This window comes from Nostoc sp. PCC 9305 (genome assembly GCF_963920915.1).
Classification (GTDB): Bacteria; Cyanobacteriota; Cyanobacteriia; order Cyanobacteriales; family Nostocaceae; genus Nostoc.
In genome coordinates this window covers 1-18110 of the sequence record NZ_CAWUDN010000072.1, presented here as the reverse complement: position 1 = coordinate 18110, position 18110 = coordinate 1, and the positions used below count along the sequence as shown (strand labels likewise).

Annotated in this window: 17 protein-coding genes and 3 pseudogenes; all 20 read left to right on the top strand. The window is 40.9% G+C overall.

The features are described 5' to 3' along the window. Positions 1-57 precede the first annotated feature (57 nt). Positions 58-1467 carry a carotenoid oxygenase family protein gene (locus ACM0OX_RS23800; protein ID WP_414517445.1) on the top strand — a complete coding sequence of 470 codons (1410 nt, stop codon included), beginning with the start codon at positions 58-60 and terminating at the stop codon, positions 1465-1467. Positions 1468-1533: 66 nt separating this feature from the next. After that, a complete protein-coding gene (locus ACM0OX_RS23795; protein WP_414517444.1) occupies positions 1534-2739 on the top strand; it encodes an NAD(P)/FAD-dependent oxidoreductase in 1206 nt (401 codons plus the stop codon). Positions 2740-2810: 71 nt separating this feature from the next. Continuing rightward, positions 2811-3743 (top strand): DUF1702 family protein, encoded by a 933-nt coding sequence (locus ACM0OX_RS23790; RefSeq protein WP_414517443.1) that lies wholly within the window; start codon positions 2811-2813, stop codon positions 3741-3743. Positions 3744-3857: 114 nt separating this feature from the next. Continuing rightward, complete coding sequence (locus tag ACM0OX_RS23785; RefSeq protein ID WP_414517442.1) at positions 3858-4823, top strand: DUF1702 family protein; 966 nt, start codon at positions 3858-3860, stop codon at positions 4821-4823. A gap of 49 nt (positions 4824-4872) precedes the next feature. Then, complete coding sequence (locus ACM0OX_RS23780) at positions 4873-6660, top strand: NAD(P)/FAD-dependent oxidoreductase (protein WP_414517441.1); 1788 nt, start codon at positions 4873-4875, stop codon at positions 6658-6660. A gap of 174 nt (positions 6661-6834) precedes the next feature. Then, entirely contained in the window at positions 6835-8400 is a 1566-nt protein-coding gene (locus ACM0OX_RS23775) for a hypothetical protein (protein ID WP_414517440.1), read from the top strand. A 98-nt stretch (positions 8401-8498) separates the two neighbouring features. Further along, a complete protein-coding gene (locus tag ACM0OX_RS23770; RefSeq protein ID WP_414517439.1) occupies positions 8499-9137 on the top strand; it encodes a hypothetical protein in 639 nt (212 codons plus the stop codon). A 246-nt stretch (positions 9138-9383) separates the two neighbouring features. Then, positions 9384-9908 (top strand): DUF302 domain-containing protein, encoded by a 525-nt coding sequence (locus ACM0OX_RS23765; RefSeq protein ID WP_414517438.1) that lies wholly within the window; start codon positions 9384-9386, stop codon positions 9906-9908. Positions 9909-10084: 176 nt separating this feature from the next. After that, the gene (gene ntrB / locus ACM0OX_RS23760; RefSeq protein WP_414517437.1) at positions 10085-10882 is read left to right on the top strand and encodes a nitrate ABC transporter permease; all 798 of its coding nucleotides are present in this window, start codon (positions 10085-10087) and stop codon (positions 10880-10882) included. A gap of 244 nt (positions 10883-11126) precedes the next feature. Then, positions 11127-11912 (top strand): metal-dependent hydrolase, encoded by a 786-nt coding sequence (locus tag ACM0OX_RS23755; RefSeq protein WP_414517436.1) that lies wholly within the window; start codon positions 11127-11129, stop codon positions 11910-11912. A 339-nt stretch (positions 11913-12251) separates the two neighbouring features. Continuing rightward, positions 12252-13088: an ABC transporter ATP-binding protein gene (locus ACM0OX_RS23750; protein ID WP_414517435.1), complete on the top strand. Its 837-nt coding sequence runs from the start codon at positions 12252-12254 to the stop codon at positions 13086-13088. Positions 13089-13221: 133 nt separating this feature from the next. Continuing rightward, a complete protein-coding gene (locus tag ACM0OX_RS23745; protein ID WP_414517434.1) occupies positions 13222-14529 on the top strand; it encodes a CmpA/NrtA family ABC transporter substrate-binding protein in 1308 nt (435 codons plus the stop codon). Positions 14530-14601: 72 nt separating this feature from the next. Then, a complete protein-coding gene (gene nrtS, locus ACM0OX_RS23740) occupies positions 14602-14835 on the top strand; it encodes a nitrate/nitrite transporter NrtS (RefSeq protein WP_414517433.1) in 234 nt (77 codons plus the stop codon). Between the two features lie 413 nt (positions 14836-15248). Continuing rightward, entirely contained in the window at positions 15249-15452 is a 204-nt protein-coding gene (locus ACM0OX_RS23735) for a hypothetical protein (RefSeq protein WP_414517432.1), read from the top strand. Between the two features lie 217 nt (positions 15453-15669). Further along, positions 15670-16026: a transposase gene (locus ACM0OX_RS23730; RefSeq protein ID WP_414517431.1), complete on the top strand. Its 357-nt coding sequence runs from the start codon at positions 15670-15672 to the stop codon at positions 16024-16026. Between the two features lie 50 nt (positions 16027-16076). Continuing rightward, entirely contained in the window at positions 16077-16208 is a 132-nt protein-coding gene (locus ACM0OX_RS23725) for a hypothetical protein (protein ID WP_414517430.1), read from the top strand. Further along, positions 16165-17281, top strand: a pseudogene (locus ACM0OX_RS23720) (IS4 family transposase). Before ACM0OX_RS23725 ends, ACM0OX_RS23720 begins: the two are co-directional and overlap by 44 nt. Before the next feature lie 169 nt (positions 17282-17450). Beyond that, positions 17451-17531 (top strand): annotated as a pseudogene (locus tag ACM0OX_RS23715) (hypothetical protein); the annotation flags it as partial. A gap of 42 nt (positions 17532-17573) precedes the next feature. Then, positions 17574-17741, top strand: coding sequence for a WD40 repeat domain-containing protein (locus tag ACM0OX_RS23710; RefSeq protein ID WP_414517429.1), 168 nt, complete (start codon positions 17574-17576; stop codon positions 17739-17741). Next, positions 17742-18110, top strand: a pseudogene (locus tag ACM0OX_RS23705) (ISLre2 family transposase); the annotation flags it as partial.

Sequence of the window (18110 nt, the reverse complement as noted above, 5' to 3'; positions counted from 1 at the left end):
AAAACTAAATAATTCTCAAAATTTTACGATTGATTTAAGTTTGCAAAGAGAATAAAAATGGTCACAACAACAGTCAGTCCTTACCTACAAGAAAACTTTGCTCCAGTACAAAAAGAGATCGCCACTCATGAACTCGTAGTAATCGGTGAATTACCTGCTGATTTATCTGGAATGTTTGTCCGCAATGGCCCAAATCCCAAATTTGCTCCCATTGGCAATCATCAATGGTTTGATGGCGATGGAATGTTACATGGAGTGCAAATCGACAACGGCAAAGCCTCCTATCGCAATCGCTACGTGCAAACTAGAGCTTTGAAGATGGAAGTAAAAGCAGGGCGATCGCTTTGGAAAGGCCCAACTGAACCACCTAACTTCGATCTTCCTGATAATAATCTGTTTGGGCCTTTCAAAAATACCGCCAATACTGCTTTAGTCTGGCATGGCGGAAGACTTTTAGCTCTTTGGGAAGGAGCAGAACCATACGAAATTGCAGTACCTAACTTAGAGACAGTTGGGCCATACAACTATCAAGGTAAATTAGCATCTCGGTTTACAGCACATCCCAAAATTGATCCCGAAACTGGCGAAATGATGTTCTACGGTTACGCCGTCACTTCAGAACCATATTTGCAATATAGCGTTGTGTCACCCCAAGGAGAGCTAACAAAAACTGTTACCATTGACATCCCTGCACCAGTGATGATGCACGACTTTGCTATCACTGAAAACTATACTATTTTCATGTATCTGCCCCTAACTTTTAGCATGGAAAGAATCATGCGAGGGGAATCAGCTTACTTATTTGAGTCTGATGTTGCTAGCCGCTTTGGCATTCTGACTCGTCATGGAGATAACAGCGATATTCGTTGGTTTGAGGCTCTTTCTTGCTATATTTTTCATACTGTCAATGCCTATGAAGTGGGAGAAGAAATCGTCCTAATCGCCTCTCGAATGAGTGGGACAACATGCCTTGACATCCCTACTAAATTCAAGGATAGTAATGATGATCGACCAAGGCTATACCGCTTACGTTTTAATCTCCGCACAGGTGCAGTCAGAGAAGAAGCATTAGATGATGTAGCATCAGATTTTCCCAGTTTAAATCCGCAAAGATTGGGACGGCAATGCAGATACGCTTATACAGCAAAAATGGCAACTGGGCAAAGACCAGCATTTAGCTTTGATGGATTGCTGAAATACGACTTTATAAATAACTCCTCCCAAGTGTACGAGTTGGGAGGGGGTCGTTATGGTGGCGAAGCAGTTTTTGTCACTCGCCCTAATAGTAATGCTGAGGATGATGGCTGGTTAATCACCTTTGTTTATGACAGTACAATCCAAGCCTCGGAATTGTTAGTGTTAAACGCCCAGGATCTAACTGCTGAACCTATAGCTAGAGTACTGATCCCGCAGCGAGTTCCTTATGGTTTTCACGGTATTTGGATTCCAGAAGCATCTTTGAGCTAAACACAAGTATTTAGTAAAGCGATCGCACTCAGATACTTTCACAAAAGAAAGTCATGAAGGAAGAATATGGTGAACAAAGTATATGACGTTATTGTTGTAGGTGCTGGGCCAGCCGGAATAACTGCGGCGAATTTGCTAGCTAGGAAGGGATGGGAAACTCTGATCGTTGACCGAGGGCTTCAACAAAAGCTGCAACTCCCAGAAACTTTTTATGGTATTAGTCGTGACCTGTTGACACGGCTTGATATTGAGAAAGAAATCGGGATTGCGATCGCTGCACCCAAGCCGATCCGCCTCGTTTCAGCCATTGATAATTTTATCTACCATATTGGCATTGAACCGAACGAAGGCGCTAGTAGCCATTATGGCATGAGCCTAAATCGGGAAATTCTAGAAAAAGTTTTGATAGAACGTGCTGTGGGACAGGGTGCTACTTACCTACCAACTGCGATCGTCAAAGACTTTATCTTTGCAGATAACCAAGTTACAGGTATCAAGTGTCGCACCCCTAATGAAGATATTGAATATAGTGCCAGAGTAGTGATCGACACTAGAGGCCAGGAAACACCGCTAATACATCGCTTAGGATCAAACAGCAAAGAGAAAAACCACGATAACCATATCGCAGTTTTTTCCCAATTTACTGGATCTAGTTTCACTGAAGTTATTCCTGATAACGGTATTTTAGCCGTCACTTTAGATCGGGGTTATGTTCTAGCTATGCCCATTGCTGACAAGCGAGTTAGTATTATGGCTGTTCTAGAAGGAGAAAAAGACAGCCACAATCATAATAATTGGGACAAAATATTTCAGGAAGCTGTCAGCAATTGGAAACCTCTAGCCCAGGCTATTCAAACAGCCGAAAAAGTCACTCCCACATCGCCAGTCATAAATCATAACTGGGAATATGAAAGATTTTCTGGCAATGGATTTTTAGTAGTGGGAGATGCAGTGGCATTTCTCGATCCCTTCTCTTGCAATGGTATGGCAATTGGGATGAATGGCGGAGAAATTGCTGCTGATTTTGTTACTAAAAATCTGGCGCAGGGTAATGGATGTTGGGAAGCAGAAAATTTGTCTATTTACGATCAACGAATTCGCGCTCTTATTAACAAGTGGAAGCGAGTTTGGGGGATTGAAAACCTCAGCTTATCAAGTATGGGCTTATTGAAGCAGTCTCTTAAGCTGCTGAGTCAACTCCAATTTCTCAAACTAGGAGCGTTAAACGAAAACTGGAAGCAGAATAGCCCTGCTTTTGCTAGCAGAACTTGAGTTTTGGTTTGCTAATTTCTTCTTCACCAAAATCGATCGGCGTCAATAATTCAAGTCATCAAATTAGGAAAATGAAAGTGACCCAAGATATTATATCCGAAACAAGAAAACTACGTGGAGTTCCCCCTTTACCGTCCGAGGTAGCGCAACGTCTTAGCAAAATACATAGCACTTACAGTCAGGGCTACCAAGTAGCAACTACTACTGACGAACTAGAGGCAATTCTTCCTAAACTAAACACACTTTCAGCAGATTTGATCGGATTTGCCTTAGAGGGGGTAGGCACTGGTTTAGCGCAACTCGATGTCCTTGCACCTACCGAACAGAACCGAGTAGAAGCTTTTGTCAAAGGTTCTGGGGCCGCTTATGAGAACTTTGTGTATGTAGGTTTAGGTTTGATGCTGGGCAGAAAAAAGCTGCCTATCGAACCTTATTTAAAATCACTTAGCCTCACCCAGAGTTGGCTAGTACTCGACGGCTATGGCTTTCAGCATGGTTTTACCCACTGGCAAAATTATCTCCAAGGTCAACCCATACCTGAAGTACTTTCTGGCTATGCTTGCGAAGTTTTCGATCAAGGAATGGGACGGAGTATTTGGTTTATTGACGGTACTGATGTTACTCTTATTCCGCAAACGATCGCTACTTTTCCAATAGAAAGACAGAGCAACCTTTGGGGAGGAGTTGGTTACGCTTGTGCTTATGCTGGCGGTGTCGAACGGCCAACTTTGGAAGCTTTAAAAATAGCTGCGGGATCTTATCATCCGATTTTGGCTCAAGCAGCCGCAATAGCTGCCAAGTCTCGTCAACTAATTGGCAACCCAGCCGTTTATACAGAATTAGCTTGTGAAGTTATGTGCGGGATGGGAGCTGAAGCAGCAGCAAAGACTGTAGACAAAATGTTAGACAGTCTGTTCACCGCAATGGATACACCAGACCAAGAAAGCTGGCAATCTTACCGCATACATCTCTTACGTCAGAGCAGAATTGCCTTACTAGCTTAACCCTCCTTTGGTTTTGAGCTTATTCCTCAGCCCTTAGAAAATCTGGTTTCTTTTCCCGTGATTGACTGACTTGAAAATAAGCAAAAGCTAAAAGATTTAAACAGAAGAATCAAAATGGTACATACAGAACAGACAGTAGAGAAGACACAACAGGATCAAATGGACTCTTGGCTAGCTTCACTAATGGAGGCAAGAGAGAAACGAGGTATTGATGCGCTTGACCCGGCAAAGAAGAAGCGATTTGTCAGAGTCAGGCGAACTATAATGGGCATAAATGAGCTAATCGCTGCTGGTGAGGAACCAAAGGCAAATTTAGCCAAATTGCAGACAACAGAGCCAGAATTACTCGGATTTGCCCTAGAGGGCGTTGGCATGGCACTTGCTAAACAGGATCTATGCACACCTGGAGAATTCAATCGAGTAGAGGCTTTTGCCGCAGACACCAGTGTAGCTTACCAAACTATGGTGTTTTTGGGAGTAGGTGTGTTGTTGGCGACGGATCGCTTACCCCTAGAGCCATTCATCACATCCTATTTAGAGCCATTTAATCCTTTACGGGTGTGGGCGATCGCTGATGGCTATGGCTTTCAATCTGGTATGCTTCACTGGCAAGACTTTCTCTATGGTCAACCAAGACCCGAACATTTCTCTGGCTACATTGGTCGTATTTTTGACCAAGGATTAGGCCGGAGTATTTGGTTGATAGACGCTGGTGATGTCACCCATATTCCAACAACAATTGCTAATTTTTCTCCCAATAGACAGCCAGATATGTGGTGTGGTATTGGCTATGCGTGCAGTTCTATTGGTGGTGTGGAAAGTGAAACTCTAGAAGCTTTAGGAGCCGCCGCCGGAGCTTATCTACCAGCCTTAGCGCAAGGAGCAGCTTGTGCTGCAAAGTTCCGCAGAATACTAGGTACACCAGCAGCCCACGTAGAATTGGCTAATGCAATTCTATCGAAATTAGTTACTAATGCGGTAGAGAGTACAGACTTACCTTGGAAAAGACTATCGAATATTGGAGCAACACCAGTCGAGTCTCTATGGTGCAACTATCGCTCGTATCTCATCTGTAATTAGATTTTTGATTTAATAATTACTCAACTTTTAAGCTACTAAGAGGACAGCAATGAAAACTATTGACCGCACACTTGAATACGATGTCGTGATTATGGGAGCAGGATATGCAGGCGTCTGCCAAGCTCGTCATTTATTGCTCAAAGTCCCTAATATCCGGATTGCTATCATTGATCCCCGTTCTGAAGATCCATCTGAAGTCAAGCACAGGCCAGGTGAATCAACCTTAGAAGCGGCGTCTATGTTTCTCTTTAGTGAGTTAGGTCTCCATGATTATCTACTAGAACAGCATACCCATAAAGCAGGTCTTAACTGGCATTGGCCAAAAGATGTAGACAAAACAGAATCATTGGATGACTATTACAACATCTGGGTTAACCGACAACTAACAATTCCATCTTTTCATTTGAATCGCTTGAAGTTTGATCTAGATTTGCTAGAAATGAACAAGCAGATGGGAGCGCATTTTTATAATGGTCGTGTTGTCGATCTAGACTTAACTCCAGGAGATGAACTCAATAGTGTTAAGGTTAAACTCCACGATGATTATATACAGTTAAAAGCAAAACACTTAATTGATGCAGCAGGTCGCAAGTTTATCATTGGACGCAAAACTGATAACCTCTTATTGAATCCGAAAGAGCTACCTGTTAATATTAAACCAAGTTCGGGATGGGTGTTAGTCAAGAATGTAGACCGCAGTATTTTTGACAACAGTGTGTATTCCACAGAGACCTTGGAAAGTCGTTATTATGCTACCAATCATTGGATGGGCAAAGGTCACTGGTTATGGATGATTCCCGTTGACACCCAAACAAAAGAGTTATCAGTTGGACTGATTCATCATCCAGATGTTATTCCATCTGAATTGGTCAATACGAAAGACAAGTTTTATGCATTTATAGAGGCCAACCATAATTTACTTTACCAACTCCTCAAGAGTGGTGAGCATATTGAGTTTAACTACTGGCCTAAGATCGCTCATACAAGCAAAAAGATGTTTTCTGCTGACAATTGGTATGTCATAGGGGATGCAGCCAGTAACTTTGACGCGCTCTATAGTACTGGAACAACCATGTCTTGCATAGCAATTGAGTCTGTAACTGAGATTATTCGTGCCAAGCTGGGAAATGAAAAAGATGCTGAAAAGAAACGTGAAGCTTACCATGACTTTAATCTTGCCGTTGCTCGCTTTATGAACCTTGCTGTCAGCAATCAAGAAAGCCAGATTGGTAACGCTAGCATCATGAGTTGGCGTCTTTATGGCAACTATATGGTATGGTTTAATACATTTGTACCATTGTACGTTGGTAAGTGGCACTTAGACTTACGTTTTTCCAGGTTGGCTCTGATATTTTTCAAAATTAATAGTAGCTTTTGGGCGCATACGTTCAAACAACTTACCTGTTTGGCTGAACGCGGGACAAACATCGGATTTATGGATCAGCTGCGAGCTGACCAGTTGATCTGGGGTTATCATCCAGATAAATTCTTTGATAACTTTCTGGAAAATGCGAAATTAGAGCCTGGAAAACTTAATGTTTTTGCAGGACTCAGAGCCTACTGTTTCTATATAGTAATTTGGTTTATTATGTTGCAATGGAAAGGATTTGGTCTAATAGGCTTGCTCAAACCCAGCAACATTTCCCAAATTGTACGTCTGCTGTTGACAGGGGTAGTAATGTTGATTGCAGAATTAATGCACAAACTTCGGTTGCTTGGTAAGCCTAGTAATAGTTCAGTTGATCGGACACGCAACGAATTCAAGAGCTATCGGTATCAATCAAGGCTACACAATTGGGTTGGTACAAGCGAGATTTCAACCGCTCGGCATAATTAATCCTAACTCGTTAGTAAGGTGGGCAATACCCAATGCCCTTTTCAGTTGTTCAAATACTGGTAGCGTTGCAAGAATTCTCTCAGGTACTGCCTGCACGGTTGTAATACACTTTTTGCAACACTACCAAAATAGTAATCTCTGCAAAAGCTGAGTAAACATTCTTAAACAGAAATTATGTTAGTTGATTTTAATCGTCTGAGCAAAACAGTGTCTATTGCAGCACTAACCGTTGGTGTGACATTGACCGTTGGTGTTGCATTTGCTGCACATACTAATCCTGCAATCGTTGGTGCGGGTTCAGGTTTAGTTTCCAGCATTTTTGATGACAACAATCCCATAAGTAATCCAGGTTTTGGTTACGATAGTGAACTTTGGAAGTATACCAACCGTTTGCACACCCCTTACAGATATATAATTACTGGAAGTGGTTTTGGTCGTGGAGCGTTCCTTAATGGAAATATCGCCTTAGGTCAACGTGTTGATTTTGCAGTTACCGACGGCATAGGTACAACCTTTGGTGCTAATACAACTGTCCGCAACAATACCATTATCAACACAGCTACCAACCAGCCAGTTATCGACCCAATCACTGGTTTACACTATGTTGTTGTCAATGGAGTCAACCTTAACATTGTATTAGCTACCAATGTCAAATTTGCCAACGGTACTTATTACGAACCTAGCATGAGTACAGAAGTAGCTTGCCGGATGTTGAGAGGAAACCCAGCCTTAGGCGATCCTGTCAACTGGAAACAAGTCAAAAATGCCAAGGGTCATTTTGGTCCAGACGTACCTATCATACGCGTTATTCCGGGTGATGTTAGCGGAGAGGCTGCTACCCTTTCTAATGGTAATGAACCCTCACAAAACAAAACCCCCGCTACCATATTTACTGATAGCACAGTTAGTGTACGTGCAAGATACGGTATGGCACAAGGGTGTAACAACGGGGCTCAACTCTATCCAGGTGGACCTACACGGCCTCCTCTTGATACTTTCGTCAAGAACCCAATTCCTGATCTCAGCGCCGCTGACTATACACAAACAGCATTTAACAATGGAGCAATAGTCCCTAACCCAAGAATAACCGATATCGTCGTTAACGCTGCGGCTACAAAGAGCGCCCCAACTACAACAGATCCTTTTAAAGCAGCTGTTGAAGCTGGTGACGATAACAACTCCAATTCTTATAGTCTTGGTGTTATCAAAGCCATTCGGGCTCACAATGGAGCTATTGGTCCCAGCGAGCTTACCCTTGTTGAAAGATCAATAGCAAACAACAAGTCATTTCCACTAGCACAGCAAATTAATAAAGCCATACTAGTGATTCCACCAGATAGTCTGTTAGCTCCTCAGACCGGTACCGTCATCTCTGCAGGCCCGAACTATGTAATCTTTAGAGAAGACTACCTCACTAGTGGTCCTGGGAGTTATTCAGATGCAAACAAAGTGATAGCTGCTCGGAATGTATGCTACGGTTACCTCTACTCTGGCTTCTTGGGTAATCAAGCTGCCGCATTATACCCTAAACAAGCAGACTTTGACATCAATAATGCTGCTGCACCATTCCCTTACAACCGATTTGGCAGTACTCAACAAGGTGCTGACACCGATCGCTTTGCTCCTTGCAATCGAATCGGTTCTAAACGCAGCACAAAGCCGGTAAGTAAGCGAAAGACTCAGATGATTGAGCAGAAGCATTTGGGACTGAGAACGCGCATCATCAAGATTAGTGCGTAAGATAATTTGCTTTTCCAAGGCGTAGGAAATACACGACATAGTGATTGGCTTGTTTATTAATCGCTTGATTGTAATCTTAGTAGAGGATGTAACCTAAAATGTTAAAGACTAACAAACGTATCATTTTGTCAGATGAAAATTTGATGATTGATTGTGGTGAGAATCGTTTACCAATAGAGATTTTTGTAGTAGCAAAGCTTCCATCTGGAGTAGGAAAAGAGATTGTTTATAATGGTTTAGAACGGCAAAAAAAGCACAAAAATTTTCTTGAAGAATATAACGAACCAAGCGCAAAAATTGCAAATACAGATTGGGAAAAAGATGATTTAACAACAATATATACTTTTGGGGTTGAGAAAGATTTAGTTTTTCATCGGCATGTAGGACATAGAGTAATCATTGCTGTTACTGGTGAGTTTGGTGCTGTGCTTAAGTTCAGTAGTGCAAATCCTGATGAAATTAAGCGAGATGCCCAAATATTCGTTGATAAAATGACTATTGTTGAACTTCCTCCAGATGTAATATTTGTTCTTCGGTTTCATGGCGAAGTTTATCATCAGTTTGGCCCTAAGGATAAGAATTTTCAAGGTTTTTTTGCTGTATCAGTTCATACGAATGAATTAGGTGGATTAGACGACAAAATTTTGCTCCAAAAAGTTATCCAAGGTCATGCTTCGATCCCTTTGCTAACTGAGTGCATCCCTAAAGAGGTGGAATCTCTCTTAGAGCTTGTTTGAAAAGGGTCAGCTTCAGCCTCAAGTGGAACTCAGGGGCACGATCTCAAATCCCAAAACTTCGCTCCTCTTGTAGCACTTTCTCGGTAGCTAGGGTAGTGAAACACACGCTAGAAAAATTTTCAAATATTCTCTAAACGCAACGAAAAATAATTAATCTGCAAACTGCAAAAATGCTCGATTTTTTCATTGCAAGTATGCAACCTGCTCAATTCAAAGCTCTCTACTAGGAAAATTCAGGAGAAATGTATGACAACTATTGATGTAAAAATTCAAAACGAACGCGTACAGACTATTAATTATACAGTTACACGCGTGATTGTATCCTCAGAAAAGCCATTTCAAGAAGTGATAGATGCGCTCGAGTCTGTAGTTGGTGATGGGAAATACAGCGTCTTTGAAGAGCTTGTTGCTGCTGAAGCTCCTTTTGAACAGGTTAAAAATGTTGTTGAATCAATGTTAGGTGAAAACGGTTTCATGAGAATGGCTACGCTTAATTTAGGTGGGCTTTTATCTCTTATGGGTAAACCCAAGAAGATCAGACTCTACTTAATTGGTAATCCACTGATAGCAAACCAAATGATTGAACAAAATCCTGGAGTTGGTCTTTACGTTCCACCAAGATTGCTGGTGTATGAAGATTATGAAGGTAAAACTCATATTGCTTACGACAAACCATCGTCGATGTTATCTCAATTCGACAACGGATTTATTTTGAAAGTCTCGCAAATGCTCGATCAGCGTTTTCAAGAACTTGCTGTAGGCATTGCATAACTTATTCTTTTGATTTGAAGCCGTCTACCCACTGGTATTTAAGCGATCGCAACAGCCAAAAGCTAGCAAAATAATGATTTTAGTTTAGGTTGAAGGTGAGAGCGATCGCTTTTCTTTTTGCTTGCGTCCAAAGTAGCTCAATATTAAATCACTTTTAGATGAGAGGATTACCCTAAATGTTTATCAACACTAAAAATTTGATTTTCTATAAACAGGTTAAGCATATTTTCCCACCTGTTTTTGGGATTACAATTCTGTTAATTGGATGGCATCTACTCAGCTTAAATGCTGGAACATCGTTGCCTTCTCCTTTGCAGGTGATAACTGAGAACTGGGACTTGATTAGAGATCCCTTTTTCAACAAGGGAGGCAATAATAAAGGCTTCTTCTGGATGATTCTTGCTAGCATTGAAAGAGTGGCTTTTGGTTACTCATTAGCTATAATAGTAGGCATTTCTGTTGGTTTTATCATTAGTCTGAATAAATTTAGCAGAGAAGCAATCGACCCGATTATTCAGCTATTGCGTCCGGTTGCCCCTCTTGCTTGGCTACCTCTGGCTCAGGCTATTTTCCTCAAACCCGATCCCTCTGCCATCTTTGTCATCTTTATCACGGCAATTTGGCCAATTATCCTTAATACTGCTTTGGGTGTGCAGCTGATTCCTAGAGATTACAGCAACGTCTCCAAGATTTTGGGACTTACAATTTTTGAGAACTTTTTTAAAATCCTATTACCTGCTACACTTCCTTACATTTTTACAGGATTAAGGATTGCACTCGGTCTATCTTGGTTAGCCGTTGTTGCAGCAGAGATGTTGCTTTCTTATGACGGAATTGGCTTTTTTATCATAGATGCATACAACAACTCAGATATTAGTGAAATCATCTTGGCAATTATTTACTTGGGTGGAGTTGGTCTAATTCTAGACAAGATGATGGCTTATCTATCCTTTAAATTTACTCCACAAGAATAACCTGCTTGCAGAGAAAACTTCCAAGCTAGAGTAGACAACAACTTTGAGAAAACATAGTAGCCAAGCGACAACAGTTTCGGCGATCGCTAGATCAGCGCTTACCTCTTGGCGATTATTACGATCCAGATCCGGCTACGCTAGACAAAACCTACGGTAGGGTAGCTGTATGGCTGTGATTGATGGTTTTGAGTTTGACTAGATTAAGTGGCAGATTCCGCGGACATCTTATGGAGCATAAATTGTTATGTGTCAAATAACTGTTAGACATGCAAATTTTAATTTTCCTGAACAAATTGATAGATATTGGTATAGTAATAGCCCCTTCAAAACCCACTTTTTCAACAGTATTACATTGCTGTTTCCCGATGGCGAACAATTCATGCTACGAACTATCAAACGACAGATCAAGCAGATTGAAAATGTCCAATTAAAACAAGAAGCTTCAGCTTTTATTGGTCAGGAAGCACAACATGCTGTTCAGCATGAGAAATTTTGGCATAACCTCTGGCAACAAGGTTATAAATTCGATACATATCTTCGCTTCTTACGCTTTATTCTTTTTAATGTCTGTGAACATCACTTGAGTATAAAATTCAAGCTAGCGATGATTGCAGGCGTTGAGCATTTTACAAATGTTATAGCAGAACTTACCTTGAAAGAAGAATTATTTGCAGAAGCAGAACCTATAATGAAGGAATTATTTGAGTGGCATGCTGCTGAAGAGATTGAACATAAAACAGTTGCATATGATGTTTTTCAAAGTATAACCAAGAATTACCTAATTCGTCTACTAGGTATGATCATAGCTTATACCTTTATTTTGAGTTTCGTCAGCCTTGGTTTAGTTACAATGTTGTATCATGACAAAAAACTTTTGGATGTTAAGGTTTGGCAGGAAATGTTGCAATTATTCTTTACCAAGGAGAAAATTTTTTTAAAAGTATTCTCACACTCAATTGAATATTTGAAAATTAACTTTCATCCTTCTCAAAGGGATAACTTGTTTCTAATTAAAAGGGTTATTAGCTAATAAATGTTGACTGATGAGTGATGAAGGCAGCCCATTTACCTTGGTGTGTGTAGCCCTAATTCTGCCCCACAATGGACACATTGTATTAACGAACATTTTCAAATTATTCGTTTGGCATTATTGAATTTTCATTGTGGGCGATGGTGCGGCAACTTTACTATCATTAGCTTTTAACTGCTGGTAGGTGCTTTCTTCAGCTTACCTGCTTTGTCTGCCAATTAGATAGCTAGGGATTTTATAGTACATACTAGCTAATTTACGATGATTGCATTTACATCCTAGTCATACCAATGCTTTGATTTTTTTCGGAGATGTCTAGTACATAAGGTGAATATAAACATGTCTACTTTTGTTGAAATCCAAGGGATCGAAAAGGAATTTAAACTGTCAGATGGTAGCAAAAATATTGTCCTCCAAGACATTAATCTAACAATCACGACAGGAGATTTTGTTTCTCTGATCGGTCATTCTGGTTGTGGTAAGTCTACTTTACTGAATATTGTGGCTGGATTAGAAAAAGCAACACAAGGTTATGTAAAAGTTGATGGTCAATTAGTACGCAGACCTGGTTCTGATCGGATGATGGTGTTTCAGAACTATTCTCTCTTACCTTGGTTAACTGCTTGGGAAAATGTTGCCTTAGCTGTTAATAAGGTAATGCACTACAAATCCAAGAAAGAACGCCATCAGCTAATTGCTCATTCTCTAGAAATGGTGGGGCTGAAAGATGCCATTCGCAAAAAACCAACACAACTATCTGGGGGAATGAAGCAACGAGTGGCGCTAGCACGAGCCTTAGCGATTAAGCCCAAGCTGCTACTTTTAGATGAACCGTTTGGAGCTTTGGATGCTCTAACTCGTAGTTCTCTACAAACTGAGTTAATGCATATTTGTAATACAAACGATATCACTGCAATGATGGTTACTCATGATGTGGATGAGGCACTATTGCTCTCTAATCGTGTGGTGATGTTAAAAAATGGCCCTGGTGCAACCATCGATCAAGTTTTGGAAGTGCCCTTTGAACATCCTCGGTTCCCAACGGAGATTATGGATAGTACTAAATATCATTCACTCCGTCATGAAATAATGCAATTCCTGTACAGACAGCAGCAAGTTAAATATATAGAAAGTCAAGTTGCCAGCATTTTGCCTAAAGCCGTTCAGACTCTGTGACACAATCTTGGCTGTAGACACGCATAAGGGCGCTATAGATGCATAGCAGTGAGCCGTGCGATATTGTTCCCACTAGGATAACGCTCAAAAAGAACGCATCAAAGTGTATATATCTTTCAAGAGATAAATCAATATGGCAAAACTTTCCAGACGCAAATTTTTAGCAACGACAGGTGCAGCAGCACTACTGACTCAAACCATCACCCATCGTGCTACTTTTAGCTCCACTGTTAACCAGTTGAGTTCAGGTGTGTATGCTGGTTATAGCGATACTCCTGAAGTTAAAACTGCTACATTGGGCTTCATCTCTGTGAGTAGCTGCTGTCCTTTGGTCATTGCCAAAGCCAAGGGCTTTTTTGCTAAGTATGGTATGCCTGATGTTCAGGTAAATAAGCAGCCTTCTTGGGCTGTTGTCCGCGACAAACTAATGTTAGGTTCAGCCGATGGTGGCTTGGATGGTGCCCATTTACTCTTTCCTATGACATACCTGATCGCTACGGGAGAGATTACATACGGTCGTAAAATCCCGATGTACATCCTGGCTCGGATGAATCTGAATGGACAAGGTATTTCACTTGCTAATACGTATAAAAAGTTAAACCTTGGTTTAGACAGCTTTACTCTCAAATCAGCTTTGGCTCAGAAGGCGTTGAATGGAGAAATCTCGCGCTTTGCTATTCCCTATCGACGGGTAACAGGAGATTTTTTCATGCGCTGGTGGCTAGCTTACGGTGGTATCGATCCGGAACGAGATGTATCGCTGACTGTTGTCCCACCGCCGCAAATGGTAGCTAATATGCGCGGTGGAACGATGGATGGTTTTTGTGTGGTCGATCCCTGGCATCATCGTTTGATTAAACAGAAGCTTGGTTACTCGACTGTGACTAGTGGGGAGTTGTGGAACAATCACCCTGAAAAAGCCTTTTCCATGCGTGGTGATTGGGTGGATAAGCATCCCAAGGCGGCTAAGGCAATGCTGGCTGCTGTCTTAGAAGCTCAGATGTGGTGCGATCGCCCTGAAAATAAGGAGGAAATGTTTCAGATTCTCTCACAGCGCCAGTGGATGGGAATCAAAAGTGATTTACTTGGCGATCGCTTACTAGGCAAATTTGATTATGGAAACGGCCGCGTCGTGGAAAATAGTCCTCATGCGATTAAGTTTTGGCGTGAAAATGCTTCCTATCCTTACAAAAGCCACGATCTGTGGTTTTTGATTGAAGATATGCGATGGGGGTATCGTTCCCCAGAATTTCAGACTAAACCTTTAATTGAGGCTGTAAATCGGGAAGATTTGTGGCGAGAAGCCGCAAAATTGATCGGTCAGGAGAAAGCGATTCCACCAAGTACATCACGAGGTGTAGAGAAGTTTTTTAATGGTTTGGAATTTGATCCTGAAAATCCTCAAGCTTATTTAAATGCTCCTATGCTTAGAAAAGTTTAATGAGATATTCACAATACAACAACATTATTATCTTTCACTGCTGCTAATTACTACTTCAAGGAAAGTTACAGAATGACGCATAGGAACATTCTAAGACAATACATATCGAGCTTATTTGATCATCAATTAATGCCAACTGCTTTTAAAGTAGCGCTATTTATAGGATCTCTCCTGTTCACAATCAATCATGGTTGGGCACTTTTGACTGGTCACATGACATCTGAGCGTTGGATTTCTGGAAGTTTGACTTATTTTGTTCCTTATATGGTCAGTATTCACGGTCAATACATTGGTAGAAAAAGATAGGTCTAGTTTTGTCAAGAAGACCTATCTATTGATAATATTACCTAAATTTTACCAAACACATCTCAGCTCGACTTTATCCAAAATTCAGAGCTTGGTTCTCTTGATACGGCAAAAATCCTAGCTTTTTAGCAAAAGCTTTTTCGATGTCACTTATTCTCGGTGAAATCAAAAAAGTAAAACTACCGCCCCACAAAGATTTCAGCGTCAGCTTGAGTGTTGCCAAAAAATGGATAAAGTCGAGCTAAGAGCTTACTGCAACTGAGTAACTTGTTCCGAAGTTAAAAAGTTTTTGGCTGGTGGTGGCATAGTTATTTTCAATCGGTTCTGCATTTATATTATGCAGCTTAAATGCCGATTAGCTTATCTGTATCCTAGCCTTTTTTGTCGCCCCGTTAGCTAACCAAATAATTACAATGATTAGATTAATTGAGAAGCAAATTCAAACATGGTGTGAGAACAACGGTTGGACAGACTATTTTATCCACGATGGGGAATTTTATGCCTTCCCCCCAAAAGCTGTTATTCCTGTACCTATACCAATGCAATTAATTAAGGGGGCTAGACTCTACAATATCTTCAGGTATCTATGGGTGCTTTTGCTGTGTATGAGTGGTTGAGGTAAGCAGAGCTATGAGCAATGACTTGAGGGACATTTGCTCGTTTCCATTGTGTCCCAGAAATCTTGTTCGACCATCAATACCTTAGCCAAAATAAGAGGATGAAGAGAGAGCCGATGTAGTAGAGTTATTCCCGGATTTCTCACAAACTCAGAAAAAAGCGTAGTTTAGAACTGCTAAAATGTATATATGATAAGCATTTCAGCAATTTCAACCGATGAACCGACCCGCAACGCGATCGCTCTCAAAACAGTTCAGATTTGAACAGCCAAAATCACCTTCAGTCGTAGTTAATTTCAATGGGGGGCTGGTAATATCCGATGCTGGGTTAAACTTAATTGCTGAAATAGATAGAAAACTGCAAATCACATCACAGTTGGCACAGTGTTTCCAAGATTACCGCCAGCTAAATCGAATTGACCATTCAATAGAAAACTTAATTAGACAACGAATATACGGGTTAGTCATGGGATACGAAGACTTAAATGACCATGAAGAATTACGTCATGATCCGATGTTTGCTCTAGCATTAGGAAAAAGAATTGGAGTACAGGATACAATACGGTTCAGTTAAGGCTGAAAGTCGTGTAAATTAAGCATTGTCCCAAGAATGAAAATGAGCGTGTGGTGCATCTCAAAGATTTCTTATTGGTGTCTCCAGATATACAAAGTAGTGACGTACTGAAAGCAATCGAGACAGCGATTCCAGCTTTTGCCATCGAACAGGCGATCGCTACCAGCACAATTAGTGGTTAGTCTGCTAATAGCAATGAGTCTTTGGTCTAAAGACTCGATGCGTGATGTACTGAAAAACTTAATTGATGGACTAAGTGAATCATGGGTTAAGGTTGGTAAATATTGGCGAGTACCTTGTAAGTCAGCCATTACACAAGCCCGACAGCGATTAGGTGCAAGGGTAATGAGCCAATTATTTCATCAGTTAATACGACCAATGGCGACACAAGAGACATTAGGAGCATTTCTCAATGGGCTAAGAATTGTAGTCATTGATGGTACTTGTTTCGATGTCCCAGACAGCGATGAAAATGCAAGAGTTTTTGGTCGCCCCAGTAGTCGTCCAGGTACACAAGCAGCATTTCCCAAAGTTAGATTAGTCATATTAGTAGAAGCAGGAACGCACTTAATCTTTGATGCAATAAGAGTGTCCATATCGCATCGGAGAACGAGTGCGGGCATTGAAATTATTACGCTCTGTACAATCAGGGATGTTATTGATGTGGGATAGGGGATTGCATTCATATGCAATGGTGAAGACAACAGTGTCTAAGGGATGTGACTATTTAGGAAGAATTCCTGCCAATGTGAAATTTCTCGCAGAACAACCTTTAGAAGACGGCTCTTACCTGTCATATATTTATCCATCGGGCAAGCTTAGAAAAAAAGGTTGTCAACCAATACTCCTACGAGTGATTGAATACACAATTGAACATCCAGAAAACCCTACTGAACAACTTACATATCGCTTGATTACAAGCCTATTAGATATTGAAAAATTCCCCGCCGAGTTGTTAGCCAGAGAGTATCATCAGCGTTGGGAAGTAGAAAATACAATTGATGAATTGAAAATACACCTTTTAGGACGAAAAACTCACGTTCGTTCCCAAAAACCACGGGAAGTCGTGCAAGAGGTATACGGCTGGTTGTTGGGGCATTGGTCAGTCAGGGTATTAATGTTTCAAGCTGCAACCAGTGCCTCTGTTCCACCATTACGTCTGGGTTTTACAGGAACATTACGAGTCATCCGTCGTGCCCTTCCTAAGTTTCAACGCTTACAACCAGAAGAATTCCCTTTTTTTTCGATTGGCTAACCCTAGAGATTTTAGATACTTTATTACCTGAACGAGTTTCACGTAATAACCCCAGAGTTGTGAAAAAACCTGTATCAAAGTTTCGTTCTAAAAAGCCAACACACAGAGGTACTGGACAACCAGTTAAAGCTCTTAAATTTCATATCACTAATCAGTCTTTCAGCCTTAACTGAACCGTATTGCTGTAAAGTCTGTTGCCTTTAATCCAGATGGGAGAACTTTAGCTAGTGGCGACAATGATGGCACTGTTAAAATTTGGCAGCTAGACACTCAATCAGGAAAAGAAAGTGCAGTGCTAACACACACTTTCGTAGGTCATTCTCAAGGAGTATTATCTGTTGCTTTTAGCCCAAATGGGCAGATCCTAGCCAGTGGCAGTGCGGACAAGACGATCGAGCTTTGGCGGCTTAACGATCGCATATTGTTACGCACACTGGTAGGACATTCTGCAAAAGTGTAGAGAGTTGTGATTGCTGTAGATGGTGGCAGGAGTAGAATTAGGATTAATAAAAAAGGTAGAAAAAATCTCAAAACAAACAAGCACGGCTTTACAGGGGAATGGGTTGAGCCAAAATTATTAACAATTTATGTGGTTGATGAACAGGGTAAAAAAGTTAGAAATGGCGAAATAAACATTGTAAATGATGGCACTTATGAAGACTATAAAGGCTTTTTGCCAATTTTAGAAATGCATCTGATTAGTTTGGGAATTAGTCAAGCAAAACAAGTTTTATTAGTTGCTGACGGTGCTGAATGGATTTGGAAGCATATTCCCCCTCTTTTAAAGAAATTGAAATCTCCCGATGCGACTTATCAATTATTTGATTTT

Coding starts and splice junctions, on each gene's coding strand:
- ACM0OX_RS23750 (WP_414517435.1), top strand. CDS start 12,252: ATGTCTACTTTTGTTGAAATCCAAGGGATCGAAAAGGAATTTAAACTG.
- ACM0OX_RS23800 (WP_414517445.1), top strand. CDS start 58: ATGGTCACAACAACAGTCAGTCCTTACCTACAAGAAAACTTTGCTCCA.
- ACM0OX_RS23730 (WP_414517431.1), top strand. CDS start 15,670: ATGAACCGACCCGCAACGCGATCGCTCTCAAAACAGTTCAGATTTGAA.
- ACM0OX_RS23790 (WP_414517443.1), top strand. CDS start 2,811: ATGAAAGTGACCCAAGATATTATATCCGAAACAAGAAAACTACGTGGA.
- ACM0OX_RS23745 (WP_414517434.1), top strand. CDS start 13,222: ATGGCAAAACTTTCCAGACGCAAATTTTTAGCAACGACAGGTGCAGCA.
- ACM0OX_RS23785 (WP_414517442.1), top strand. CDS start 3,858: ATGGTACATACAGAACAGACAGTAGAGAAGACACAACAGGATCAAATG.
- ACM0OX_RS23775 (WP_414517440.1), top strand. CDS start 6,835: ATGTTAGTTGATTTTAATCGTCTGAGCAAAACAGTGTCTATTGCAGCA.
- ntrB (WP_414517437.1), top strand. CDS start 10,085: ATGTTTATCAACACTAAAAATTTGATTTTCTATAAACAGGTTAAGCAT.
- ACM0OX_RS23735 (WP_414517432.1), top strand. CDS start 15,249: ATGATTAGATTAATTGAGAAGCAAATTCAAACATGGTGTGAGAACAAC.
- nrtS (WP_414517433.1), top strand. CDS start 14,602: ATGACGCATAGGAACATTCTAAGACAATACATATCGAGCTTATTTGAT.
- ACM0OX_RS23780 (WP_414517441.1), top strand. CDS start 4,873: ATGAAAACTATTGACCGCACACTTGAATACGATGTCGTGATTATGGGA.
- ACM0OX_RS23770 (WP_414517439.1), top strand. CDS start 8,499: ATGTTAAAGACTAACAAACGTATCATTTTGTCAGATGAAAATTTGATG.
- ACM0OX_RS23755 (WP_414517436.1), top strand. CDS start 11,127: ATGTGTCAAATAACTGTTAGACATGCAAATTTTAATTTTCCTGAACAA.
- ACM0OX_RS23795 (WP_414517444.1), top strand. CDS start 1,534: ATGGTGAACAAAGTATATGACGTTATTGTTGTAGGTGCTGGGCCAGCC.
- ACM0OX_RS23765 (WP_414517438.1), top strand. CDS start 9,384: ATGACAACTATTGATGTAAAAATTCAAAACGAACGCGTACAGACTATT.